Source organism: Mucilaginibacter kameinonensis (assembly GCF_003675385.1).
GTDB classification, from domain to species: domain Bacteria; phylum Bacteroidota; class Bacteroidia; order Sphingobacteriales; family Sphingobacteriaceae; genus Mucilaginibacter; species Mucilaginibacter kameinonensis.
In genome coordinates this window covers 813631-837986 of the sequence record NZ_RCWZ01000004.1, presented here as the reverse complement: position 1 = coordinate 837986, position 24356 = coordinate 813631, and the positions used below count along the sequence as shown (strand labels likewise).

22 protein-coding genes and 1 tRNA gene are annotated in these 24356 nt (G+C 44.3%); 17 read left to right on the top strand and 6 right to left on the bottom strand.

Features of this window, described 5'->3' with window-relative positions; genetic code table 11:
• The first annotated feature begins 207 nt into the window (after window positions 1–207).
• Entirely contained in the window at window positions 208–1257 is a 1050-nt protein-coding gene (locus EAH55_RS21790; protein WP_121811511.1) for a quinone-dependent dihydroorotate dehydrogenase, read from the top strand.
• 234 nt (window positions 1258–1491) lie between these two features.
• Here the strand turns inward: EAH55_RS21790 and EAH55_RS21785 are convergent, their stop codons facing one another.
• The 3 genes from EAH55_RS21785 to EAH55_RS21775 form a co-directional block, all read right to left on the bottom strand.
• Window positions 1492–1665 (bottom strand): spore protein, encoded by a 174-nt coding sequence (locus EAH55_RS21785; protein ID WP_090527770.1) that lies wholly within the window; start codon window positions 1663–1665, stop codon window positions 1492–1494.
• 31 nt (window positions 1666–1696) lie between these two features.
• A tRNA-Cys gene (locus EAH55_RS21780) sits at window positions 1697–1767 on the bottom strand.
• Between the two features lie 46 nt (window positions 1768–1813).
• The gene (locus EAH55_RS21775) at window positions 1814–2563 is read right to left on the bottom strand and encodes a TrmH family RNA methyltransferase (protein WP_121811510.1); all 750 of its coding nucleotides are present in this window, start codon (window positions 2561–2563) and stop codon (window positions 1814–1816) included.
• Between EAH55_RS21775 and tamL the strand changes: the two genes are divergently transcribed.
• Entirely contained in the window at window positions 2554–4917 is a 2364-nt protein-coding gene (gene tamL / locus EAH55_RS21770; protein WP_121811509.1) for a translocation and assembly module lipoprotein TamL, read from the top strand. The two genes, EAH55_RS21775 and tamL, sit on opposite strands and share 10 nt — an antisense overlap.
• Window positions 4918–5071: 154 nt before the next feature.
• Here the strand turns inward: tamL and EAH55_RS21765 are convergent, their stop codons facing one another.
• Together EAH55_RS21765 and EAH55_RS21760 are read right to left on the bottom strand one after the other, a co-directional pair.
• Complete coding sequence (locus EAH55_RS21765) at window positions 5072–5605, bottom strand: hypothetical protein (RefSeq protein ID WP_114936536.1); 534 nt, start codon at window positions 5603–5605, stop codon at window positions 5072–5074.
• A 65-nt stretch (window positions 5606–5670) separates the two neighbouring features.
• Window positions 5671–6168, bottom strand: a complete 498-nt coding sequence (locus EAH55_RS21760; RefSeq protein WP_121811508.1) for a TspO/MBR family protein — start codon at window positions 6166–6168, stop codon at window positions 5671–5673.
• A 159-nt stretch (window positions 6169–6327) separates the two neighbouring features.
• Between EAH55_RS21760 and EAH55_RS21755 the strand changes: the two genes are divergently transcribed.
• The 15 genes from EAH55_RS21755 (at window position 6328) to EAH55_RS21685 (ending at window position 23759) form a co-directional block, all read left to right on the top strand.
• The gene (locus EAH55_RS21755) at window positions 6328–6687 is read left to right on the top strand and encodes a cupin domain-containing protein (RefSeq protein ID WP_121811507.1); all 360 of its coding nucleotides are present in this window, start codon (window positions 6328–6330) and stop codon (window positions 6685–6687) included.
• A gap of 290 nt (window positions 6688–6977) precedes the next feature.
• Window positions 6978–7751 carry an SGNH/GDSL hydrolase family protein gene (locus EAH55_RS21750; RefSeq protein ID WP_121811506.1) on the top strand — a complete coding sequence of 258 codons (774 nt, stop codon included), beginning with the start codon at window positions 6978–6980 and terminating at the stop codon, window positions 7749–7751.
• A gap of 193 nt (window positions 7752–7944) precedes the next feature.
• Window positions 7945–9867 (top strand): ribosomal protection-like ABC-F family protein, encoded by a 1923-nt coding sequence (abc-f, locus tag EAH55_RS21745; RefSeq protein ID WP_112572318.1) that lies wholly within the window; start codon window positions 7945–7947, stop codon window positions 9865–9867.
• Window positions 9868–10075: 208 nt separating this feature from the next.
• Window positions 10076–11326 (top strand): type IX secretion system plug protein, encoded by a 1251-nt coding sequence (locus EAH55_RS21740; protein WP_121811505.1) that lies wholly within the window; start codon window positions 10076–10078, stop codon window positions 11324–11326.
• Between the two features lie 210 nt (window positions 11327–11536).
• The gene (locus EAH55_RS21735; protein WP_112572314.1) at window positions 11537–12088 is read left to right on the top strand and encodes an acyl-CoA thioesterase; all 552 of its coding nucleotides are present in this window, start codon (window positions 11537–11539) and stop codon (window positions 12086–12088) included.
• Between the two features lie 56 nt (window positions 12089–12144).
• Window positions 12145–12345, top strand: coding sequence for a YqaE/Pmp3 family membrane protein (locus EAH55_RS21730; RefSeq protein WP_112572312.1), 201 nt, complete (start codon window positions 12145–12147; stop codon window positions 12343–12345).
• A gap of 143 nt (window positions 12346–12488) precedes the next feature.
• The gene (locus EAH55_RS21725) at window positions 12489–13835 is read left to right on the top strand and encodes a sigma-54-dependent transcriptional regulator (RefSeq protein ID WP_121811504.1); all 1347 of its coding nucleotides are present in this window, start codon (window positions 12489–12491) and stop codon (window positions 13833–13835) included.
• A gap of 580 nt (window positions 13836–14415) precedes the next feature.
• Entirely contained in the window at window positions 14416–14493 is a 78-nt protein-coding gene (kdpF, locus tag EAH55_RS31560) for a K(+)-transporting ATPase subunit F (RefSeq protein WP_083879072.1), read from the top strand.
• Window positions 14494–14502: 9 nt separating this feature from the next.
• A complete protein-coding gene (gene kdpA / locus EAH55_RS21715; RefSeq protein WP_121811503.1) occupies window positions 14503–16218 on the top strand; it encodes a potassium-transporting ATPase subunit KdpA in 1716 nt (571 codons plus the stop codon).
• 155 nt (window positions 16219–16373) lie between these two features.
• Window positions 16374–18404, top strand: coding sequence for a potassium-transporting ATPase subunit KdpB (gene kdpB, locus EAH55_RS21710; RefSeq protein WP_121811502.1), 2031 nt, complete (start codon window positions 16374–16376; stop codon window positions 18402–18404).
• Between the two features lie 109 nt (window positions 18405–18513).
• A complete protein-coding gene (locus tag EAH55_RS21705; protein ID WP_121811501.1) occupies window positions 18514–19080 on the top strand; it encodes a K(+)-transporting ATPase subunit C in 567 nt (188 codons plus the stop codon).
• Window positions 19081–19383: 303 nt separating this feature from the next.
• Window positions 19384–20514, top strand: a complete 1131-nt coding sequence (locus tag EAH55_RS21700) for a sensor protein KdpD (RefSeq protein ID WP_121811500.1) — start codon at window positions 19384–19386, stop codon at window positions 20512–20514.
• A gap of 2 nt (window positions 20515–20516) precedes the next feature.
• On the top strand, window positions 20517–22238 hold the full coding sequence (locus EAH55_RS21695; RefSeq protein ID WP_121811499.1) for a HAMP domain-containing sensor histidine kinase: 1722 nt from the start codon (window positions 20517–20519) through the stop codon (window positions 22236–22238).
• 189 nt (window positions 22239–22427) lie between these two features.
• A complete protein-coding gene (locus EAH55_RS21690) occupies window positions 22428–22988 on the top strand; it encodes an NUDIX domain-containing protein (RefSeq protein WP_112575876.1) in 561 nt (186 codons plus the stop codon).
• Window positions 22989–23027: 39 nt separating this feature from the next.
• Entirely contained in the window at window positions 23028–23759 is a 732-nt protein-coding gene (locus tag EAH55_RS21685) for a lysophospholipid acyltransferase family protein (protein ID WP_121811498.1), read from the top strand.
• Window positions 23760–23892: 133 nt separating this feature from the next.
• On the opposite strand, the gene EAH55_RS21680 is transcribed toward EAH55_RS21685, so the two are convergent.
• Window positions 23893–24294: a (R)-mandelonitrile lyase gene (locus EAH55_RS21680; protein WP_121811497.1), complete on the bottom strand. Its 402-nt coding sequence runs from the start codon at window positions 24292–24294 to the stop codon at window positions 23893–23895.
• Window positions 24295–24356 lie beyond the last annotated feature (62 nt).

Sequence of the window (24356 nt, the reverse complement as noted above, 5' to 3'; positions counted from 1 at the left end):
CGTAAGTCTGGAATTGGTCGGCATTTGAAGCCATGTAATGGCACAATTAAAAGCGGGTGTCATGCTGAGCCAGTCGAAGCATGGGTGGATAGGGCCTCTGCGCGCGTCTTTCGACTGGCTCAGGATAACAAGCCCCGAACACCTAAATGTCAATCACCTCCACATATCCCGTTTGTTCAACGCGCTGGAATGTGCTAACTTCGCGGCATGTATCAGTTGATAAAACCCATCCTGTTTAAGTTCGATCCCGAGAATGTGCATTACTTTGTTACCCGCAACCTGAAACGTTTTAACCGTTTCCCAGGCGGTACAGCATTGAGCAAGGCAATCTGGGATGTAACAGATCCAAAGCTTGAACGTGAAGTTTTTGGTCTTAAATTCAGGAACCCTGTTGGTCTTGCCGCGGGTTTTGACAAAAATGCCGAAATGATGGGCGAGATGGCTAATATGGGTTTTGGCTTTGTGGAGATTGGTACTGTTACACCCTTGCCTCAACCGGGTAATGATAAGCCGCGTATGTTTCGTTTACCGGCAGATGGCGCGCTTGTTAACCGCATGGGCTTTAATAATTTTGGTGTGGATATAGCTGCCGAGCGCATTGCCGCCTTCAGGCGCGATCCTAAAAACGCTAATAAAGGTTTGATCATTGGCGGAAACATCGGCAAAAACAAAGTTACCCCTAATGAGGATGCGGTAAGCGATTATATCAAATGCTTCGACCGCTTGTTTGATGTGGTTGATTATTTTGTTGTGAACGTAAGCTCACCTAATACCCCTGGCCTGCGTGCCCTGCAGGAGAAAGGTCCGTTGATGGAAATTCTGAATACCCTGCAACAACGCAATAATAAAAACAGTATCAGCCGACCGATACTGCTAAAAATTGCCCCCGATTTGACAGACTCCCAATTGGATGATATTGTTGATATCGTGCAGCAAACAGGTATAGCAGGGTTAATAGCTACTAATACTACGATCAGCAGGGAAAACCTGTCATCCCCATCAAAATTAAAAGAAGAGATGGGTGGGTTAAGCGGTAAGCCACTTACCAAACGCTCAACTGAAGTAATCGCTTATCTGCATAAAAAATCGAACGGTTCATTCCCCATTATAGGAGTAGGAGGGATTCATTCAGCCGAAGATGCTATTGAGAAACTGAATGCAGGTGCGTCATTAGTGCAGCTTTATACTGGCTTTATTTATGAAGGGCCGGGGTTGATTGGCAGGATTAATAAGAAGCTTCTGAACCTTGATTTTTAGGATTTGAGGATTACCCTGATATATTCATTCTAATGCCAAATTCTCCGTTTCCGTGTCCCCACGGAAACATCGATGTCTTTTTTTAACGTGAGCCCGTGAGGGCACGGACTCTGGGGAAGCATCATGTCCATCTTTAAATCCTAAATATCAAGGTTCAAATTCAGGCATAAAAAAAGTCCCGCCGGAAACCGGCAGGACTTTAAGTCTTTTTCTTCTGAAGAAGAAGGAGAAAAATTATTTACCTAATGCGATATCTAAAGCTGCATTGTTTTTAGCTATCTGGCTGTGTTTTGACTCAGCAGAACGGCTTCCGTATTCCAGGTTAGTAGCCAGTTTAAGGAACTGAACTTCTAAACGTGAAAAAGTTTTATTTCTCCTGTCTTTTCTTTTTAAACGAGTAACGCCCATTGTCTTGTATTTTAAATATTTTTTAACCCTGAGGTCGGAAGCGGATTCGAACCGCTGTAAAAGGTTTTGCAGACCTCTGCCTAGCCACTCGGCCATCCGACCCTTTTTTAAGGACTGCAAAGATAGCAATTATTTTTAGCGAACAAATTTATTTGAACGAATTTCGCTTAATTTCTGAACAAAGTATGGCTGTGGCTATGGCAACATTCAATGATTCGGCTTGTCCTACGCGCGGGATAGTTACTTTTTTATTGATTAACTCCTGTATTTCAGGGCGTAAGCCATTTCCCTCGTTTCCCATGGCCAATAGGCCCTCTGTTCCGAAATTTGTACTATAAATATTTTCGCCATCCAGCATCGCGCCAAATAATGGGAGTTTTATCTGGGGGAGGATGGTTAGCAGATCGCCATAGTGTACGTTTACCCTTGCTAAGGAGCCCATGGTGGCCTGTACCACTTTCGGGTTGTAAACGTCAACAGTATCTTCAGAGCAAATAATATCGGCAATGCCAAACCAGTCGGCCGTGCGGATAATGGTACCCATATTGCCGGGATCCTGCACGCCATCAAGCACCAGCGAAAACTTGTTTTTCAGTAAGTTGTAATTTAATGCGGGCCATTTTGGTATTTTAACCAAACCAATTACCTCTTGCGGGGTTTTCAAACTGCTGATCTTTTCGAGGTCGGCCGATGAAATTTCCTGAAAATTTATTTTTCGGGATAAATTCAGCATTTTTGGAGCAGTTTCGGCGGTATGGTATATAGTATCAACCTGGTATGCGGCATTTACAAACTCGATAACCGATTTGTAGCCTTCAACCAAAAACAAGCCATGCTCTTTACGGAATTTTTTATGTTGTAAGGACTTTAATAAACTGATCTGTGATTTTGAAAGCATATACTAAACCTGCTGTTTACCGCCTTACAATATTAAGTATTTTGCTGGTTATTATCGGTTCGGGCTGCAGTATTACCCGTGGCATCCGCAAAGACCAGGCGCTGGTACGTAAAATTACCATTAAAGGTATCGACGAGGAATTTTCTGAAGCAGCTATAAATTATGTAGATAAGGAGCAGCAACCCAACAATTGGCTCAATTTACAGCTTTACTATACTTTCAGTAAAAAAGGTAAAAAAAATATTGGTGAAGCCCCCGTGGTTGTGGACAGCAACCTGATTGAGTACTCGCGCCTGCAAATGGAAAAGTTTATCCGTAGCCGTGGTTATCTTAAAGGCAGGGTTACCGATAGTGTGGTGATCAAAAAACAAAAAGCGGAGTTGGTTTTTACTGCCGATGAAGGCCCGATGTTCCGCATTCGTAAGTTTACCGATAGTATCGGCGATAACAACATCAAAAACCTATACAACGCCAACCGCAATAAAATTACGCATATACAACCAGGCGGGCGCTTTGATACCGATAGCTTAGCTTACGACCGTGATCAGCTTTATCTGCTGATGAAGCATAACGGCTACTATGATTTTTATCGTCAGTATATCAACTTTACTTATGATTCAACCTTTAACAGCAGTGTTGTTGATGTTAAAATGATCATTGATAACCCGGCAGGGAAAAACCAGCACCCGGTTTATACCATCAATAACACCTTAATCACCATATCAAACAGCCAGGGACGTACCCTGGGTAAAGTTGATACCATACAGGTCGACTCACAATTCAGGTTTGTTGATTATTCAAAAAGGTTTAAGCCAAGGGTAGTAACCGATTATGTTTTCCAGAAAAAGGGCGAGATCTATGATATTGATAAGCAAACGCGTACCACCACGCGCTTATCAGAGTTAAACGTTTTCAGAAATGTGCCCAACCCGGTTTACGAAAAGCTGAAAGACAGTTCCAACAGGCTCAATACCAGGATAGATATAGTGCCCCTGAAACGCATGAGCGACCGTGTGGAAGGCGAGGTGCTGTTTAGTGGGGGGCGTTTTGGTTATAACGTAGGTAATACTTTTACCGATAGGAATTTGTTTAAACAGGCCGCTATATTGCAATTAAAGGTTAACTGGAGTATCCTTTTTGATAATGGCAATACTGTGGGTAACGATCACAGCAGTATCCAAAATCAGGAGTTTAGGGCAGGGGCGCAGCTTACTTATCCGCGCCTTTTACTGCCGTTTAAATTTCCTTTCCTGGGTAAATTCGCTGTTCCTCATACTACATTCTCGTCAAACTACTCGTTGTTTTTCCAGAAAGATCTGGTTAAGCGCGAAAGTTTTATCAACTCTATTACTTACGATTTTTTTGATACACCCTACAAATCACATACTATTACGCCCATCAGCATTGAGTTTTCCAGAGGTATAATTGATCCGGCGGCACGTGATACCTTACTTAAGCAAAATAGGTACTCGTACGTTTATCTTATCGGCCGTACCGTTTTTACGGCAGGAAGCCAATACACTTACCAGGTTAATGCCATAAAGCTTAACAGCTACGAAAACTTTACCTATTTCCGCGGTAGTTTAGATCTTGGCGGCAACTTTCTTAACCTCATCAGTAATATTACCAACGCTCCTAAAGATACTTTGGGACAGCATAAACTTTTTGGCTACACTTTTGCCCAATATACCAAGGTTGAACTGGATACCCGTTTTTACCGCAGCTTAGGCGGCGAAAGGCAGTTTGTGTTCCGTATTAACCCAGGTATTGGTATTCCTTACGGTAATAGTAATCAGCTTATTTTTGAGAAGAACTTCTATACCGGTGGTGCCAATGATATCAGGGCCTGGTTGCCGCGCACCCTTGGACCGGGGCAATTTAACCGGGGAACCTATTATGGTGCGGATAATACCACAAGGGCCCGCTTAAAATATCTTGATGAGTTTGGTGAAATTAAATTTGTCGCCAATGCCGAATACCGCTATAAGCTTGCCGATAACTTTTTTGGAGCGAAGCTTAAAGGCGCATTTTTTGTTGACGCAGGTAACGTATGGCGCTTACATGATGAGCCGGATAACCCGAATGGTCAGTTCAAGTTCAGTAATTTTTTAAGCTCAACAGCAATGGGCATAGGTACCGGTCTCCGGTTTGATTTAAGCTTCTTTGTTTTCAGGCTGGATGCCGCCTTTAAATTTAAAGACCCTCAGTTTAATGGCAGCGACCAATGGGTATTGGTTAACCATGCAGGCGAATTATTCAGCAAAGGCTCGTTCAAAAAAGCTTACGAAGCAGCCAACGGAGGCGAAAGCTACAACTTTATGCAGCTTAACTTTGGTATAGGATTGCCGTTTTAGTTAGGTTAAAGCTGAAAGGTAAAAGGTATTGAAAATCAGATGATAAGCCTCGTTTAAATAATTCGTAAAGCCACTGCAATCTTTTGCTACTTGATTTGCAAAGCTGCAGCTACCTTTTGCCTTTCACCTTTATCCTTTTACCTCCTCTCCGAGTCTAAAACATATTCTTCAATCCGTCAATAATACTTTCGAAAAAGGTTGGAATGCTTAAGCCGTTGTGATAATTGAAGTATAAGAAAATACAGAAGATCACTACCGCAATAATAATGAAGCGCTTAAACATATAGGCCAGCAACACCAGCAAAAGCGGGACAGCCACCAACAGTACCCAACTGATATGGAAAGGACTTAGTTTACTATCGTGTTTGTAGATGTAATACAATATGGCATGTGTACCGCTATCGTTCATGTGTTTGGCGTAAAGGAAGCTTGAACGATCAAGCTTGTGACGATAGAAGGCCGTGCCTTTATCAAACTTCAGCTCTTCGGTAAAACCGTTCATTACAAAGGTGAAAACGCCGTTTACATTTTCCTGTATTACGCCCGCGGTGTCGGTGGCTACTACGGCAACCTCGTCAACAGCGAAGGGGTTTTCTTTAACTACAAAGTTGTTAATGGCGGTTTTATCGGCAAATGCAAAGCTGTGTGCAGCGGTAATAAGACAAAAAATAAGTAAGAGTTTTTTCATGGTTGATAGAAAGCTTCTTTATCGATGCTGTAATTATCTGCAATAAAAATAGTGTTTTTTATGAGCTATCGGTTAAGGAAATAAATACTCACGTTAAGCACGCTGGCAAAACTCACCCATAACAAATAGGGGACAAGTAGCCATGCGGCAGTCCGGCTAAATTTGTTAAACCAATTTATATTTACGATAATGCTGATCCACAGTAAAATGATCACGATCATGGCCCCGGCTATCTGGTGCATGCCGAAGAATATGATTGACCATGAAAAATTTAAAATCAGCTGAATAAAGTACACTGAGCGCGCTATGATATATGCGGGCTTGCGGCTGCGTTGTTTCCAAACCAGGTAAGCCGAGGTTGCTATCATGATATAAATTACCGTCCAAACCGGCGCGAATAGCCAGGGTGGGGGATTAAACGGAGGCTTTTTGAGGGTACTGTACCAACCCGCAATTTCGGGCCGGGTTACCAGTGAGGCCACAAATCCGATAGCCAAAACAATCAGCAGACTGATAAGATACGGCAAAAATTGAAAACGTTTGGTAGATGCAGCTACTGGCATAATGTTTTATTGAACCGTTAACAGGGCCGGAAGTTTCACAGCGCGACTATAATTTTTAAAACTAAACAAAATGAACGTTTTGTGGCGACATAGCAACCGTTTTGCAATAATTACACAGCAAGGAGTTGGTATTAACAGTTAAATGTTAGTTTAGCCACCATGATAAAAGCCTACAGGTTATACACCGGCGAAGATGGCCATTCGCACATAGAAAAAGGTATGGTTGAATTAGGGCCGCTGAATGAGGCGCTGGCCATTAGGTTTCAGGAATCTGAACCGTATGCGTTTTATGATTACCACAATGCCCCTACGCATCAATATGTGATTTCTATTACAGGAATACTTGAATTTGAAACATATCCCGGCGAAAAGTTTATTCTGAAACCCGGCGAGATCCTGATAGCACAGGATACCACAGGTACAGCACATAAATGGAAATTAATTGATGATGCCCCCTGGAAACGGGTTTATGTTAGCTATGATCCGGCAAAGCCTATAAATTTTGTGGCTGATAAATAAAAGAATAACTGCCGCGGGTTTAGCGAAGCGTAACCCGTGGTTGAGTATAGCCGAAGCTTTCAGCTTCGCCTTGAAGCTGGAAGCTTCAATGATGTGTCACCACGGGTTAAAAACCCGCGGCAGATTGTAGGTGCAAGTAATATTCCTTTATCTGTCCCCTCAGGGTCTCTCGCAGAGGACCCCGAGGACTTAAGTAATATTCCTTTTACAAATACTGATACTAAACCGAGCAAAGTTTCCATAGTTGCGGCAAATCAGTAAATTCGGCAAATACCTTTTATAATCCACAAATGAAAAATACCGAACAAAACTATCGCCGCCATTTTTTAAAGACAGCTGCTGTAGGCACTATCGCCTCTATTGGCATTCCATCCATCGTGTCATCGGCATTGGCTGCAGAAAAACCGGCGAAGAAATTAACCTTTAACCAAGGCGATGTAGTGCTTTTTCAGGGCGATTCCATCACCGACTGGGGCCGCGATCATAACAAAACCGAACCCAATACTACCAGTGCTTTAGGCTCCGGCTATGCGTTGCTTACCGCTTCGCAATTGTTGCTAAGACACGCTGATAAAGGTTTAAAGATCTACAATAAAGGTATCAGCGGTAATAAAGTGTATCAATTAGCCGAGCGCTGGGATACCGATTGTTTAGCCCTGAAACCAAATGTACTGAGCATCCATATTGGCGTTAACGACTTTTGGCATACGCTTACCGGCGGTTATACCGGCACAATTGATACTTATATCGCCGATTATAAAAAACTGCTTACCCGTACCAAACAAGCCTTGCCGGATATTAAACTGGTGATCTGTGAACCCTTCGCCGAAAAAAATGTAAAGGCAGTTGACGATAAATGGTACCCAACGTTTGATTTGTTCCGCAAAGCGGCTAAAGATATAGCTGCCGAGTTCGACGCGGTATTTGTGCCTTATCAATCAGCGTTTGACAAAGCCGAGCAAACCGCCCCGGCCACCTACTGGAACCTTGATGGTGTACACCCCAGCGTAGCTGGTGAAGCCCTCATGGCTCAAACATGGCTGAAAGCGGTAGGAGCTGTTTAAAGGCTAAAGATGGTTTTAAGGTAAAAGGATAAAGGTCTTCTTTTTAGGTAAAAGGCTAAAGGTGAAAGGCAAAAGGTAGCTGCAGCTTCGCTTACAGAGTCTTTTGCCTTTCTTTATTAACTGATTTTGGAAACCTTTCGCCTTTAACCTTTCACCTTTCGCCTTAAAACAAAAAGCGTATCTTTGCGCGTAAATGATTGCTATAAATAACCTTACGTTCGAGATTGGTGCGCGGGCCTTATATGATGAAGCCAACTGGCATATTAAACCCGGTGAAAAAATTGGTTTAATTGGTGCCAACGGTACTGGTAAAACCACCCTTTTAAAAATTATTGTAGGCGATTACAAGCCTACCTCCGGAACTGTTTCAATGGCAAAGGACCTTACCATGGGGTACCTTAACCAGGATTTGCTCTCTTATTCATCTGATAAAAACATCGTACATGTGGCCATGGAAGCTTTTGAGCGCCAGAACCAGTTGCACGATGAGATCGAAAACCTGCTTAAAAAGCTGGAAACGGATTATAGCGAAGAACTATTAAATAAACTGAGCGACAAGCAGCACGAGTTTGAACTGCTTGACGGCTACAATATCGAATACAAAGCCCACGAAATTTTAGCGGGTTTAGGTTTCAGCGATGAGGATTGCAAACGTAAGCTGAGCACTTTTTCGGGTGGATGGCGTATGCGTGTAATGCTGGCCAAAATCCTTTTGCAGGCCCCGGATATCCTGTTGCTGGATGAGCCTACCAATCACCTCGATTTACCATCTATCCAGTGGCTGGAAGACTATCTGAAAGCTTTTACAGGTGCTATCATCATCGTATCGCACGATAGGTGGTTCCTGGATAAGGTGATCAACCGTACTGTTGAATCACGCAAAGGTAAACTAACCGTTTACGCTGGCAACTATACTTTCTATCTCGAAGAAAAAGCATTGCGCGAAGAAATTCAGCGTGGTGAGTTTAAAAATCAGCAATCAAAAATTAAACAGGAAGAACGTTTGATCGAGCGTTTCCGTGCCAAAGCCTCAAAAGCTAAAATGGCGCAGTCCCGCATCAAAATGCTGGATAAAATGGAGCGTATTGATGATGTTGATGATGATAACCCATCGGTTAACTTCGCTTTCCGCTTCTCTAAACAATCGGGCAGGCACGTGGTAACCTTAGAGGATATCGTTAAAAAATACCCTGCAATTGATATTTTAAATGGCGGCGAGGCTGTAATTGAAAAAGGCGATAAAATTGCGCTGATAGGTGCCAACGGTAAAGGTAAATCAACCCTGTTGCGTATCATCGCCTCGGCCGATAAGGATTATACAGGTACCATGACTACAGGCCATAACGTAACTACTACGTTTTTTGCCCAGCACCAGTTGGAGTCATTACACCTCGAAAACCAGATCCTTCAGGAGCTGCAGGCATTCGCTCCAAAACATACCGATACCGAGTTGCGTACCATTTTAGGCTCGTTCCTGTTTACCGGCGATGATGTGTTCAAGAAGATCAAAGTACTATCGGGTGGTGAAAAATCGCGTGTAGCATTGGCTAAAGCGCTTACTGCCGATGCTAACTTCCTGGTACTGGATGAGCCTACCAACCACCTGGATATGCAATCGGTAAATATCCTGATCCAGGCGCTTGACCAGTACGAAGGTACTTTCATTGTGGTATCGCACGACAGGTATTTCCTTGATAACGTAGCCAACAAGATTTGGTTTATTGAAGATCAAAAGATTAAGATCTATCCGGGTACTTATGCCGAGTTTGACGAATGGAACGCCAAACGCAAACTGGAACCCAAAGCTGCCGCACCCGCACCTCAGCCTAAAAAGGAAGAGAAAAAGCCTGAGCCTGTTAAACAGCCACAAGGCGAAAACAAGCACCAGCAGCTTAAAAAACTGAACCAGGACCTGGCTAAAATGGAAGAACAGATTGCTAACCTCGAAAAAGAGGTAAAGCAGTTTGAAACCCAGCTGGCCGACGAGAAAATATATAGCGATAACGCCAAACTAAAACAAACCAACGCCGCCTACGCCGCTAAACAAGCCGAACTGAAACAAATTCAGGAAAAGTGGGAAGCACTGGCCGAGCAGATTTTGGAGTTGGAATCGTAAACCCTCTTATGTCATTGCGAGGCACGAAGCAATCGCTCGCAATAACGTGATTTTATAGTGTTACTGTAATTCCCTCCGTCATTGCGAGGCACGAAGCAATCCCCAATTGGCAGAGTAGCTGCACAAGTTTCTCTGTATAGTTCGCGATTGCTTCGTTCCTCGCAATGACGGATGTTTTTGTGCTTTAAAATGAAATTAACAGGTTTATATGAAAAAGCTTTACATCGTTCTGTTCATCATCCTGTCACTAAAAACCTTCGCGCAATCCTCTTATAACAACAACGTTTACTCACCGGCGATAAAAAGCGTTGAGTTTTATAATACAGCTAAGCAGGGTTCTTTCCCGGTGATCAATTTAGGATCGGACGAAAAAGTGCTGCTGACCTTTGATGACTTGCGCGGCGGTAGCCGTAATTACTATTATACCATTGAGCATTGTGATGCCAACTGGAACTCATCAAATCTTTCATCTGCCGAATATCTGCAAAGCTTTACCGACGATAGGTTGTACAATTACAACTATTCAACCGGTACCATGCAGAAATATACACACTACGAAATCTCGCTTCCCAACAATAATATCGCCCCTAAAATATCGGGTAATTATGTGCTGAAGGTTTATGAAGATGGCGATCAAAACAAAATGGTGCTTACCCGCAGGTTGTATGTGCTGGGGAAACGAGTATCAATAGCGGCAGACCTGGTACCTTCGGCTAATAATGTAACCCGCCAAACCAATCAGAAGATCAATTTTACAGTTGATTACTCCGGACTTGTGGTACAAAACCCGGCTTATGCCCTGCGTACCTTTATTATGCAAAATGCCCGCACAGAAACCGCAGTACTTAACGGGCAGCCTACTTACATTCGTGGAACGCAGTTGATTTATAATGATGTAGCTATTAACGATTTTCCAGGGCGTAACGAGTTCCGGCTGTTTGATACACGCACATTAAAGCTCAACTCGCAAAGGGTAGCCAAAATTTATAAAGACTCAACAAACGTAGTTGTGCTGCTTGGCGATCCCGTTCGCGATCAGCCTAATTATGTTTTTCAGTATGATAATGATGGTAAATTTTACATACTGAACAACGATGGCACAACCCCGGCTACCGACGCCGATTACGCGCATGTATACTTCACGCTGTCGACAAACAAAGATCCCAAAGATGGTGCTCCTTATGTGGTAGGTCAGTTTAACAACTATCGCCTCGAAGAAAGCAACAAACTACACCCACTTGATAATGGAAGGTACACCGTAAACATGCTGTTAAAACAAGGCGTGTACGACTATGAATATGTTTGGCTGGATGCCAAAACGGGCAAAGCCGACGATGTACCATTTGAGGGCAGTCACTTTGAAACTGAGAACGAATACCAAATGCTGACCTACTATCGCCCGCCCGGTGCAAGATGGGATGAACTGGTAGGTTTCAGGGAATTGGTGACTAAGAGGTAGAGCCCGCCCTAAACCCAATTAATAGTTTTTGTCATTTCGATAGAGCAGAGGGTTGGAATGTGCGATGGGGCGAAAGAGAAATCTTATACGCCTTGCAAAGCAGCATAGTACTCGTAAAAGCTTGTCGTATAAGATTTCTCGCTCGTTCCTCGCATCGAAATGACACTTTTTACAGCCAGGTTCCTATCTTTGCCCCAAATCTGACTGAAAATGACCACAAAATCGCCGCAGGACTCATACACCATCATGAACGAGTTGGTATTGCCCAACGATACCAATACATTGAATAACCTGATGGGCGGTCGCCTGTTGCATTGGATGGATATTGCTGCTGCCATTTGCGCGCAGAAACATTGCAATCGTATTGTGGTAACCGCTTCGGTAGATAACGTATCATTTAAAGCCCCTATTAAGCTGGGCGATGTGGTAAGCATTGAGGCTAAGGTTACCCGGGCGTTCACTACCTCGGTAGAAGTAAGGATGGACGTGTGGGCCCAAAATATACCATCCGGCACCAAAGTAAAAAGCAATGAGGCTTATTACACCTTTGTAGCCCTGGATAAAGACGGTCAGAAAACAGCCGTAGCGGAGTTATTGCCTGAAACTGAAAAAGAACAGGCATTATTTGAAGGTGCGCTTCGCCGCCGCCAGTTGAGGCTGATACTGGGCGGTAAAATGAATCCTAACGATGCCACCGAATTAAAAGCACTGTTTTACGGTGATCAGCTGCCGCCTAACCTGGGCGAAGAAATTAAACAGTAACAAAACTTGCTATTGATGGTCTAACAGATAACTTAACAATAAGATTATTTGTAGCCATGAGATATTTTCTGTGTTTTTTATTCCCACCTGCTGCCATCCTTACTACAGGCAGGATTGGTGCCTTTATACTCAATATATTTTTAACCCTGTTTTTCTGGATTCCGGGCGTAATCCATGCCATATTGGTAACCAGCGATTACTATGACGCCAAACGTCACAGGCAACTAATGCGGGCAACAAGAAGGGCGAGGTGGTGAGGAACCATGATTAGCCTGATTAAAGGATTCCCTGATGCTGTTGGCTGAAATTGTTTGAGATGATAGGTTACACATTACTAATCATCAGGAAATCCTAAAATCCCGAAAATCAAGGTTCAAAATAATTTACCATATTTGCCACGATGCAAAAAGGTAAGCTATTAATTATCGACGACGAAGAACGCCTGCGCAACCTGCTGGCGCGCATTTTACAGTTGGAAGGCCATGAGGTTATTACTGCCGGCACTGCCAAGGAAGGCTTGAAAAAGCTGCAGCATGAAAGCATCCAGGTGGTTTTGAGCGATGTTAAGCTGCCCGATATTGATGGCATCACCCTGTCCGAAACCATCAAGAAAAATTACCCGACTACTGAAATAATTGTCCTTACCGCCTATGGTACCATTAATGATGGCGTAAAAGCCATTAAGGCCGGGGCATTTGATTATATCACCAAGGGCGATGATAATGAAAAGATCATTCCGCTGGTGAGCAAGGCCATGGATAAAGCCCTGCTGCAACAGCAAGTAATGGACTTGCAAAGTAAACTGAATGACCGGTTTGGTTTCGACAGGTTGATAGGAAAATCTAACGCCATTACCGATGTCATTAAGCTGGCCCAAAAGGTGGCCCTTACCGATACCACAGTTTTATTATTAGGCGAAACAGGTACCGGTAAAGAGATCTTTGCCGAGGCTATTCACCAGGCCAGCAACCGTAGCGCAAAATCATTTGTAGCGGTAAATTGCAGCGCGTTCACCAAGGAATTATTGGAGAGCGAATTGTTCGGTCATAAAGCAGGTTCGTTTACCGGGGCTGTAAAAGATAAAAAAGGACTTTTTGAAGAGGCCAACGGCGGCACCATATTTTTAGATGAGATAGGTGAGCTCGACCATGATCTGCAGGCCAAATTGCTTCGCGTACTGGAATCGCAGCAGTTCATTAAAATAGGGGATACCAAGCCTACGCTAGTTAACGTACGCATACTTGCGGCTACCAACCGCAATCTGCTGAACGAGATCAATGATGGCCATTTCCGGTCGGATTTGTATTACCGTCTTTCAGTTTTCCAGATCACGCTGCCTGCCCTGCGCGAGCGTAAAAAAGATATCAAACTACTGGCCGAGTTCTTTATGCAGCACTTCGCCCTTAAAGTAAAAAAGCAGGTAAATACCCTTAGCGACGAGTTTGTTGAAAAACTGGAAGCCTATCCATGGCCCGGCAACATCCGCGAGCTGAAAAACATTGTAGAGCGCGCAGTGATCCTTACCGATAGCAATGTACTTGATGAAAGCCTGCTGCCTTATGAAGTTCAGCAGCAACAAGTAAAAAGCGGCGCCCCGATTTCGGCATTTGACCTTTCTTCTGTAGAAAAACTGCATATTCAGCGGGTGTTAAACCACACCCACGGTAACCGCGCCGAAGCTGCACACCTGTTAAATATTGGCGTAGCTACGCTGTACAGGAAGCTAAAGGAATATAATTTGGAGTAATTTCAGATTTCGGAATTTCGATTTCGGATTTTTAATTTTCTCTCAGCCCACCCCATCCTACGCTGACGCTCGGCTCCAGCCGAGCGTCGACTATCAAGCGGCCTCTGGCCGCCAGAATACGCAGGCCAGAGGCCTAGAAATAGTTGCCTCTCGCGAGGACGCGAGCGGCAGCAAAAGATTTTAAATTCCCCTCTTGAGAGGGCGCGCGTCGGAAATGAGCACTGGCAGGGGTGTGTTTAGCAGCTATTTCAACCCTACTTGCGAAACACACCCCTACACCCCTCTCAAGAGGGGAATCGCACAATGCCATCCTTTATATGCAATCCCACTTTGATAATCAACTATCAAAATGATAGCTCAAATCCCCTTAAATAAATAAAATACTATTTCTTAATCTATATAAATAATTAATAATCAATTATTTATATAGGTTTTAAATTTCTTGGCATCCCCTTGGCAAAGCCCTTTGCAAAACACATAAAAATGGATGCTTTACTCACAATCGCTTACCTGGCCACATTTGTAGTGGTATTCTGGATCTTCTTTAAATCTGTAACATACTTCGAAAAAATCTAAAGTCATGGCCGCATTATTCATCGTAGCAATAGCCGTGTTCATTTACATGGTATACGTACTTCTCAAACCCGAAAAATTTTAAAATTAAACTATGAACACTGAACTAATGGGTGTAATTTTCACCTACCTGCTCACCTTAGCCATCGCCATTCCCCTTGGCCGCTACATAGCTAAGGTATTTAAGGGCGAAAAAACCTGGCTTGATTTTCTTGCCCCGCTTGATCGTTTTATCTTCCGCTTCAGCGGTATCGACACCAAACGCGAAATGAACTGGAAACAGCACCTGCTGGCCCTGCTTACCATCAACAGCGTTTGGTTAATATATGCTTTTGTTTGCCTCATGGCACAAGGCCATTTGCCGCTTAACCCCGATGCAAATCCAGGGCAGTCGGCAGATACGGCTTTTAACACCGCTATCAGCTTTTTGGTTAACTGTAACCTGCAGCACTACTCGGGCGAAAGCGGTGCTACTTACTTTACCCAGCATTTTGTATTCATGTTCCTGCACTTTGTATCGGCTGCCACAGGTATTGCCGCGCTGGTGGTAGTATTCAGGGCCATGAAAGATAAGGTTGCCGATAAGCTGGGCAACTTTTGGGAGTACTTTGTAAAATCTATCACCCGTGTATTATTACCTATCTCATTTGTAATAGCCGTGATCTTTGCTTTCAATGGTATGACTACCAGCTACGCAGGTAAAGATACTTTCATCAGCATGCAGGGTGATACCGTTCACGTTTCCCGCGGACCGGTTGCCCCACTGGTTGCTATCAAACACCTGGGTACTAATGGTGGTGGCTGGTTTGGCGCAAATTCTGCCCACCCAATCGAAAACCCTAATTATTTAACTAATACAGTAGAGCTGGTAGCACAATGTGTTATTCCAATCGCTTTGGTATTCGCGTTGGGTTTCTACCTCAATAAAAAGAAATTCTCCTATGTAATCTTCGGCGTGATGACGCTGGGAATGCTGATGTTGTTGATCCCAACCATGAATGCAGAGTTGCAGGGCAACCCTGCCATAGCAAAAATGGGCATCAGCCAGCCTACGGGTGCTATGGAAGGTAAGGAAGTAAGGTTTGGCCCAGCCAATTCAGCTTACTGGAGCATCATGACCACCATTATTTCTACCGGTTCTGTAAACTCTATGCACGACAGCGCTATGCCGGTTTCAGGCACCATGATGATGCTGGGCATGATGATCAACTGTTTTTACGGTGGTTGCGGTGTAGGTTTCCTTAACTTCTACATCTTCATTATTGTAGCGGTGTTTATATCAGGATTGATGGTTGGTCGTACGCCAGAGTTTTTAGGCCGAAAGATTGAGGCACGGGAAATGAAGATTGCTTCACTGATAGCTTTGCTTCACCCCTTCATTATCCTGGTAGGTTTGGCCATTTCATCATACGTTGCGGTTAACGTAGCCGGTGCCGATTGGGCTGTTAAACCTTCGGCGTGGTTAAATAACCCGGGCACACATGGTTTCTCCGAAATGCTGTACGAATACACTTCATCAGCAGCCAACAACGGTTCAGGTTTTGAAGGACTGGGCGATGGTAATATTTTCTGGAACTACACCACTGGTATCGTGATGATATTGGGAAGGTTCCTGCCAATAATTGGTCCGCTGGCAATAGCCGGTTTATTGGCCAACAAAAAATATATCCCGGAATCAGCCGGTACCCTAAAGAGCGATACCTCAACCTTTGGGTTGATGATCTTCGCGGTGATTGTGATCATTGCGGCGCTGTCATTCTTCCCATCACTGGCTTTAGGTCCTATTGCTGAACATTTTTCATTAAAATAATGAGGCTGTATTAAAAAAGAAAAAGCAAAGGATAGCGCGATTCCCCTCTTGAGAGGGGGGAGGGGTGTGTTACTCAGCGTACGAAAAACACACCCCTGCAAACCGCACAATCCCAACACGCCCCCTCTCAAGAGGGGAACAAAAAATAGAAAATCATGAACTCAACTCAAAATACATTGTTCCAGGGCGATCAGATGAGGGATGCTTTAAAACAGTCCTTCATTAAACTAAACCCACGCGTCCTGTTCCGTAACCCGGTGATGTTCACCGTAGAGATTGGTACGGTTGTAATGCTCATTGTAAGCTTGTTTTCGCTTACCAATAAAGGCCAGGGCAGCTTTGGTTACAACTTTACCGTATTTATCATATTATTACTAACTGTATTGTTTGCCAACTTTGCCGAGGCCATTGCCGAAGCACGTGGTAAGGCACAAGCCGAAAGCTTGCGTAAAACCCGCGAAGAAACACCCGCCCGTTTACTGGTTAACGGTAAGGAAGAAAGGGTAATGTCGTCACAGCTTAAAAAAGGCGACGTGTTCATTTGCGAAACCGGTGATAACATCCCTACCGATGGTGAGATCATTGAGGGTATCGCTACCATTGATGAATCGGCCATTACAGGCGAATCTGCCCCGGTTATCCGCGAGGCAGGTGGTGATAAATCATCGGTTACAGGTGGTACCAAGGTACTATCCGACAGGATAAAAGTGATGGTAACTACCCAGCCTGGTGAAAGCTTCCTGGATAAAATGATCGCGCTGGTAGAAGGTGCATCGCGCCAGACAACCCCTAACGAGATTGCCCTGACCATTTTGCTGGCAGGTTTTACACTGATCTTCGTTATCGTTTGTGTTACCCTGAAGCCCTTTGGCGATTACTCTAATACGCCCATCACTATAGCCGCCTTTATATCGTTGTTTGTTTGTTTGATCCCTACCACTATCGGTGGCCTTTTATCGGCCATCGGTATTGCCGGGATGGACAGGGCTTTGCGTGCCAACGTGATCACCAAAAGCGGTAAAGCTGTTGAAACCGCGGGCGACTTAGATACTTTGCTGCTGGATAAAACCGGTACCATTACTATAGGTAACCGTAAAGCCACCAACTTTTGGCCTGCAAGCGGTGTGGACGAACAGGAATTTGTAATGGCCTGCGTATTGAGTTCTTTAGCTGATGAAACCCCCGAAGGTAAATCGATAGTGGAACTTGCCGAAACAGGCGCTCATAAATTGAAAATTCATGCCCCTGCCGATTCGGTTTTCATCAAGTTTACTGCCGAAACCCGTTCAAGTGGTTTGGATACTCCGGATGGGTTGCGGATCCGTAAAGGTGCTTTCGACTCTATCCGTAACATGGCCCTGAAAGCCGGTAACCCATTTCCTGCCGATGTAGAAGAACAAGTAAAAAAGATCTCGTCAAACGGTGGTACCCCATTGGTGGTTGCAAAAAACGAAAAGATTATGGGGGTTATCGAACTGCAGGATATCATCAAAACCGGTATTGCCGAACGTTTTGAGCGTCTGCGTAAAATGGGAGTTAAAACGGTGATGGTGACCGGTGATAACCCGCTTACCGCCAAATTTATTGCCGAAAAGGCCGGTGTAGATGATTTTATTGCCGAGGCTAAGCCGGAGGATAAAATGAACTACATTAAAAAAGAACAGCAGGGCGGTAAACTGGTAGCCATGATGGGCGACGGTACAAATGATGCCCCCGCGCTGGCCCAGGCCGATGTTGGCGTAGCCATGAACAGCGGTACACAAGCCGCCAAAGAAGCCGGTAACATGGTTGACCTTGATAACGACCCAACTAAATTGATTGAGATTGTGGAGATAGGTAAACAGTTATTAATGACCCGTGGTACGCTCACCACATTCAGTATTGCTAACGACGTCGCCAAATACTTCGCCATTGTACCGGCCTTGTTTATGGTGTCTATGCCGGCTTTAAAGGCGCTGAATATTATGGATCTGCACAGTCCGCAATCGGCCATTCTTTCGGCGGTAATATTTAACGCCATTATTATTCCGCTGCTGATACCACTGGCTTTGCGTGGTGTGGAATACAAGCCGATTGGTGCAAGTGCGCTGTTACGCCGTAACCTGCTTATTTATGGTTTAGGCGGTATAATTATACCTTTTATAGGCATAAAATTAATTGATTTAGCAGTTTCATTATTCATATAAAAAAATGAGCCGGGGACGTGGGGCATGGATTTAGGGCGACAGATAAGCTTTAACTACCATCCGTCACAAACCCCACGTTTCCAAACTCATCTCTAAAAAATTAAATAAAATGAAAACATATTTGTTGCCATCCATCAAGCTAACTTTAATACTCATTGTATTAACAGCGGGCATATATCCTTTAGCTATAGCCGGTATAGGTAAATTTACTCCGGGCAAAGGCGATGGTGAAACCATTACTTACAAAGGCCGCGTGGTTGGTTATGCCAACATCGGTCAAAAATTCACTAAAGACGAATACTTCTGGGGCCGCCCCTCTGCGGTTGATTATAATGCTGCCGGTTCGGGAGGTTCAAACAAGGGCCCGTCAAACCCTGATTACCTGAAACAGGTTGAAGGCCGTATCGACGATTTTATGAAACACAACCCTGGCGTAACCCGCTCACAGATCCCTGCCGAACTGGTTACGGCATCCGGCAGTGGCCTGGATCCCGATCTTTCTCCCGCAGGTGCAAAAGTGCAGGTAGCCCGTGTAGCTAAAGTTCGCGGACTTTCTGCTGATGCTGTAAACAAACTGGTTGACGAACATACCGAAGGCCCGTGGTTAGGCCTGTTTGGCCCGGCTAAAGTGAATGTATTGAAGCTGAATGTGGCTTTGGATGGTTTGAAGAAATAAAAATATAAACTATGTCATTGCGAGGCGCGAAGCAATCGCACGGAAGCAAAGACGCTCTGTATAACATGCGGTTGCTTCGTGCCTCGCAATGACATGGTTTGATGATTATCAACAACGAATCTAAAAGCAAATGCGCCGGGACTATGCAATTCCCCTCTTGAGAGGGGCGGAGGGGTGTGTTATTCGTCACGCGATGAAACACACCCCTGCAACCGCACCATTCCAGTGCTCCCCTTCTCAAGAGGGGAATTGAAAAATAAAATTGATAAATTTAAAAGTCTCCCCTTTTAAAGGGATTGCCTTATGAGCGAAGAAACCAAAGAGCATTCAGTTGAGCATTTCCTGGAGCTGATTAAAAAATCGCGCCGGGGAAAGTTTAAGGTATACATTGGCATGAGCGCTGGTGTGGGTAAAACCTACCGGATGCTGCAAGAGGCCCAGACCCTGCTGCGCAACGGTATCGACGTGAAAATTGGCTACATCGAAACGCATAACCGGAAAGAGACCCACGCCCTGCTGGAAGGCCTGCCTGTTATACCCCGCCGTAAGTTGTTTTACAAAGGGAAGGAGTTGGAGGAGATGGATTTAAAAGCCGTTATCAGCTTACGGCCCGAAGTGGTTATAGTTGATGAACTGGCTCATACCAATATTGAAGGCAGCAGTAATGAAAAACGCTGGCAGGATGTGATGGAGATCCTGAACGCGGGTATTAACGTGATCAGCGCGGTAAATATTCAGCATATGGAAAGCCTTAATGAGGAGGTGCAGCGGATAACCGGAGCTACCATCAATGAGCGGGTTCCGGATAAAGTGCTGCAACTGGCTGATGAGGTAGTAAACATCGATTTAACTGCCGATGAACTGATTGAGCGCCTGAAAGAAGGTAAGATCTATGATGAAAAAAAAATCCCTACCGCGCTGAGTAATTTTTTCCAGGCGGAGCGGATATTGCAGTTACGTGAACTGGCCCTGCGCGAGGTGGCCCACCAGGTGGAGCGGAAGATTGACATTGAGGTGCCTAAAACCATTAAGTTGCGGCCGGAGCTGTTTTTGGCCTGTATCAGCACCAATGATGAGTCGGCTAAGGTCATTATCCGCAAAACGGCAAGGTTGTCGTCATATTATCGCTCAAAATGGTATTTGCTTTATGTGCAAACCTCGCGCGAGAGCAGTGATAAGATTAACTTAGCCGCGCAAAGGCACCTCATCAATAACATGAAGCTGGCCACGCAGCTGGGCGGCGAGGTACTTAAAGTAAAAGACGATAATGTGGCCCGTACCATTTGGGAAACGGCCGAAAAATATGATATCACCACGATTTGCATTGGCAAGCCGAGGTTTAAATTTTACCAGCTTATTATGAAAACAGCCGTGTTTACACAGCTACTAAATAAAATGTCCAAAACTGATATTGACCTTGTAATACTCTCATAGCCATGACAATTAAAAATAAACTCCGGGCAGGGATAGGCTTCCTGTTTACACTGGCATTAATTTGCTGCGGAATGTCGATATACTTTCTTAATCAGCTCTCTTCAGACGCGGGCGCCATACTGAAAGATAACTACAAAAGTGTGCAGTACGTTCAAAATGTACTGTCGACGATTGATTCGCACCCTGGAAAACTTACGCCCGAGCAAATCAAAATCATTGATAAAAATATGGCCCTGCAAGACCGCAACGTAACTGAGGTTGGCGAGCGGCAATTTACCGATTCGGCAAGGCTCACTTTTGAAAAGCTGAAGGAAGCCGGCAACAACGAGTTTCAGGAAAGCCAGTTAAGCTTAAGGTTTCGCCAGCACCTTTACAGCGTTATGCGCGTTAACATGGATGCCATATCACGCAAAAACGATATTGCTAATGCTACTTCCAAACGTGGTTCGTTACTGGTTGCTTTTTTGGGTGCTTTCTTATTTTTGGTAGCCTTTAGCTTCGCGGTTAATTTTCCGGGTTACATTGCTAACCCTATCAAGGAGCTTACAGTAAGGATCAAAGAAGTATCAAATAAAAATTATCATCAGCAGATCCATTTTGAATCTAACGACGAATTTGGAGAGCTGGGAGAGGCTTTTAATAACATGACCCGTAAGCTTGACGAATTTGAGAACAGCAACCTGGCCAGTATCCTGTTTGAGAAAAGGAGGATTGAAACCATTATTAACTCTATGCAGGACGCCATCATCGGTTTGGATGAAAAACAAGTGATCATATTTGCCAACCAGGTGGCCTGTAACCTGATAGGTATGAAGGCCAGCCAGCTTAATGGCGAATATGCTCCCGATATTGCTTTAGAGAACGACCTGATGCGGAAACTATTGGTAAACGACCAGGCCAAGCTGCGCATCTTTGCCGATAATCATGAGGGTTTCTACTCGCGCGAGTCATTATCGGTAAGCAGCAAGGATAAAGTAATAGGGAAGGTGATCATCCTGAAAAATATTACCGAATATCAGCAATTGGATGAGGCTAAAACCAATTTTATCGCAACCATATCGCATGAATTAAAAACGCCGATATCATCGATAAAAATGAGCCTGAAGTTATTGGAAGACGAACGCATTGGCGATGTGAACCCCGAACAACGCCAGTTGATCAGTAATATTGATGATGATACCCGCCGCTTGCTGCTCATTACGGGTGAACTGTTGGATATGGCCCAGGTTGAAACCGGTAAGCTGCAACTCAACTTCGGCAGTACGCACCCGCAAAATATTGTGGATTACGCGGTGAAAGCCATTAAGTTTATTGCAGATCAAAAGCAAGTAGAGATTAAAGTGAAATGTGATGAAAGTTTGCCCAAAGTGCATGCCGATCTGGATAAAACTACCTGGGTGCTCATTAACCTACTCTCGAACGCTATCAAATACAGCCACGAAAAATCGACTGTGGAACTGGTGGTTAAAAAGCATAAAAACGATGAAATAGAGTTTTCGGTAACAGACCACGGAAAGGGTATTGAAGATCAATATCTGCCCCGGTTGTTCGAGCGCTATTTTAAAGTGCCTAACACCACATCTGAGCAGGGCGGAACAGGTTTAGGCCTTGCCATTGCCAAAGATTTTATTGAGGCCCAGGCTGGCAAGATCAGTGTAGATAGCGAAATAGGATCGGGCAGTACGTTTTATTTTACGCTGAAGAGAGCGATAGCGGCGGCGTAACATCTCAGATATGTCATTGCGAGGAACGAAGCAATCCCCGATTAGCAGAGCGGCTCTGTATAGTTTGGGATTGCTTCGTGCCTCGCAATGACGTTCGTATAGAAGTATGGTATTTATCCTCACAACCACCATACTTATTTAATTCAACTTTATTCCTGCAATCAAAGCCTAATCCATTATTTTTAGGCCATGCATCACCCTGAAGATAATCCCTGGAAAATAACCTCCGAACAAAATATTTATGATAATCCCTGGATCAATGTTACCGAATACCAGGTTATTAATCCCGCCGGTAATCCCGGTATTTATGGCAAGGTTCATTATAAAAATTTAGCTATAGGCGTTTTACCTTTAGATGAAGAGCTGAACACTTACCTTGTGGGGCAGTACCGTTTTCCATTAAACCAGTATAGCTGGGAAATGCCGGAAGGTGGTGGTCCGGAAGGTACTGATCCACTTGAATCGGCCAAACGAGAATTGCTGGAAGAAACAGGTTTAAAAGCGTCCCAATGGACAGAGATTCAACGCCTGCACCTCAGCAATTCGGTAAGTGACGAGTTGAGTATATTATACCTGGCACGTGGTCTTGAACAATTTGAGGCCGAACCCGAGGAAACCGAGCAGCTTATCATAAAAAAAGTACCCTTTGCCGATATGTACCGCATGGTTTGTGATGGCGAAATTACCGATGCCATGACGGTTGCAGCGGTGCTCAAAGTACAGCTGCTCCTCACAGAAAACCGTTTGTAAATTACCGCTTTGTTTAAAAAAATATAACTTTGCCCACTGATGAAAAAGTTATTAGGCTACATTTTAACACCGCTAACCGCCATTGCATTTTCCTTGTGTTTAGTTATATTTCATCCTTTGCAGTGGATTAGTTTTCGTGTGTTTGGCTACACTGCGCATAAAAAGGTTGTTGATATACTAAACCTGTTCCTGTTAAGAACCTTTTATTTACTCGGCGATACTGTAACTTTTATTAATGAGCAAAATTTACCGGTAGGCCGCCCTATTATATTTCTGGCCAATCACCAGAGTTTGCTTGATATCCCCCCGCTTATCTATTATCTGCGTAAATATCACGCCAAATTTGTTTCTAAGATTGAGCTTACCAAAAATATCCCTTCTATCAGCTATAACCTGAAACATGGTGGCGGTGCTAATATCGATAGGAAAGATCAGCGGCAAGCCATGACCGAATTAATGATGTTGGGCGTAAGGATGAAGGAAAATAATTGGTCGGCGGTGATATTTCCTGAAGGCACCCGTTCAAAGGACGGTACGGTTAAACCATTTCACTCGGCAGGTATTGCCGCTATCCTAAAAAAATGTCCCGACGCCTTGCTTGTTCCAATTGCAATAAATAATGCTTGGAAGGTTATGAAATACGGCTACTTTCCTCTTAATACTTTTACCGCAGTAACGTGGACAGTGTTAGAGCCTATCGAACCCGGTAAAACTCCGGTAGCGGAATTAGTGCTTGAGGCCGAGAATAGGATTAAAGCTGCGTTAGCTTGATTTAAACTAAAAACCATGTCATTGCGAGCGATAGCGTGGCAATCGCATGCTATGCAAAGCGGTCGTGCCTCCGTGCGATTGCTTCGTGCCTCGCAATGACATGTTGGTTAAAGGGTTTAATATTAATTACTTGTTAACCTTGCCCCTTATAATCATCCTCGCTCACTTGCTCCATCCAATCAACCGGCGAACCGTTTAATTTTTCCTGTATAGCTATGTGGCTCATGGCAGTGGTATCGGTGGCGCCGTGCCAATGTTTTTCGTTCGGCAGGAAATAAACTACATCTCCCTGGTAAATATTTTGTTTGGCATCGCCTTCGCGCTGTACCCATCCTGCACCGGCAGTAACAATTAATGTTTGCCCAAATGGATGGGTATGCCAGGTCGTACGGGCACCCGGTTCAAAGGTAACCAAGGCCATAGCCACACGTGAAGGTTCTGGTGGGCTCATCAGCGGATCGATACGTACAGAACCGGTAAAATATTCGGCCGGACCTTTGCCAGATGCCTGTGAGCCGTTTCGTTTAATTTCCATAGTGTTGTTTTATAGTTGTTGTTAAACAGATCAAAATTACAGCTTATGATTTTGTTTACCGG

Coding starts and splice junctions, on each gene's coding strand:
- EAH55_RS21790 (WP_121811511.1), top strand. CDS start 208: ATGTATCAGTTGATAAAACCCATCCTGTTTAAGTTCGATCCCGAGAAT.
- EAH55_RS21785 (WP_090527770.1), bottom strand. CDS start 1,665: ATGGGCGTTACTCGTTTAAAAAGAAAAGACAGGAGAAATAAAACTTTT.
- EAH55_RS21775 (WP_121811510.1), bottom strand. CDS start 2,563: ATGCTTTCAAAATCACAGATCAGTTTATTAAAGTCCTTACAACATAAA.
- EAH55_RS21765 (WP_114936536.1), bottom strand. CDS start 5,605: ATGAAAAAACTCTTACTTATTTTTTGTCTTATTACCGCTGCACACAGC.
- EAH55_RS21760 (WP_121811508.1), bottom strand. CDS start 6,168: ATGCCAGTAGCTGCATCTACCAAACGTTTTCAATTTTTGCCGTATCTT.
- EAH55_RS21755 (WP_121811507.1), top strand. CDS start 6,328: ATGATAAAAGCCTACAGGTTATACACCGGCGAAGATGGCCATTCGCAC.
- EAH55_RS21750 (WP_121811506.1), top strand. CDS start 6,978: ATGAAAAATACCGAACAAAACTATCGCCGCCATTTTTTAAAGACAGCT.
- abc-f (WP_112572318.1), top strand. CDS start 7,945: ATGATTGCTATAAATAACCTTACGTTCGAGATTGGTGCGCGGGCCTTA.
- EAH55_RS21740 (WP_121811505.1), top strand. CDS start 10,076: ATGAAAAAGCTTTACATCGTTCTGTTCATCATCCTGTCACTAAAAACC.
- EAH55_RS21735 (WP_112572314.1), top strand. CDS start 11,537: ATGACCACAAAATCGCCGCAGGACTCATACACCATCATGAACGAGTTG.
- EAH55_RS21730 (WP_112572312.1), top strand. CDS start 12,145: ATGAGATATTTTCTGTGTTTTTTATTCCCACCTGCTGCCATCCTTACT.
- EAH55_RS21725 (WP_121811504.1), top strand. CDS start 12,489: ATGCAAAAAGGTAAGCTATTAATTATCGACGACGAAGAACGCCTGCGC.
- kdpF (WP_083879072.1), top strand. CDS start 14,416: ATGGCCGCATTATTCATCGTAGCAATAGCCGTGTTCATTTACATGGTA.
- kdpA (WP_121811503.1), top strand. CDS start 14,503: ATGAACACTGAACTAATGGGTGTAATTTTCACCTACCTGCTCACCTTA.
- kdpB (WP_121811502.1), top strand. CDS start 16,374: ATGAACTCAACTCAAAATACATTGTTCCAGGGCGATCAGATGAGGGAT.
- EAH55_RS21705 (WP_121811501.1), top strand. CDS start 18,514: ATGAAAACATATTTGTTGCCATCCATCAAGCTAACTTTAATACTCATT.
- EAH55_RS21700 (WP_121811500.1), top strand. CDS start 19,384: ATGAGCGAAGAAACCAAAGAGCATTCAGTTGAGCATTTCCTGGAGCTG.
- EAH55_RS21695 (WP_121811499.1), top strand. CDS start 20,517: ATGACAATTAAAAATAAACTCCGGGCAGGGATAGGCTTCCTGTTTACA.
- EAH55_RS21690 (WP_112575876.1), top strand. CDS start 22,428: ATGCATCACCCTGAAGATAATCCCTGGAAAATAACCTCCGAACAAAAT.
- EAH55_RS21685 (WP_121811498.1), top strand. CDS start 23,028: ATGAAAAAGTTATTAGGCTACATTTTAACACCGCTAACCGCCATTGCA.
- EAH55_RS21680 (WP_121811497.1), bottom strand. CDS start 24,294: ATGGAAATTAAACGAAACGGCTCACAGGCATCTGGCAAAGGTCCGGCC.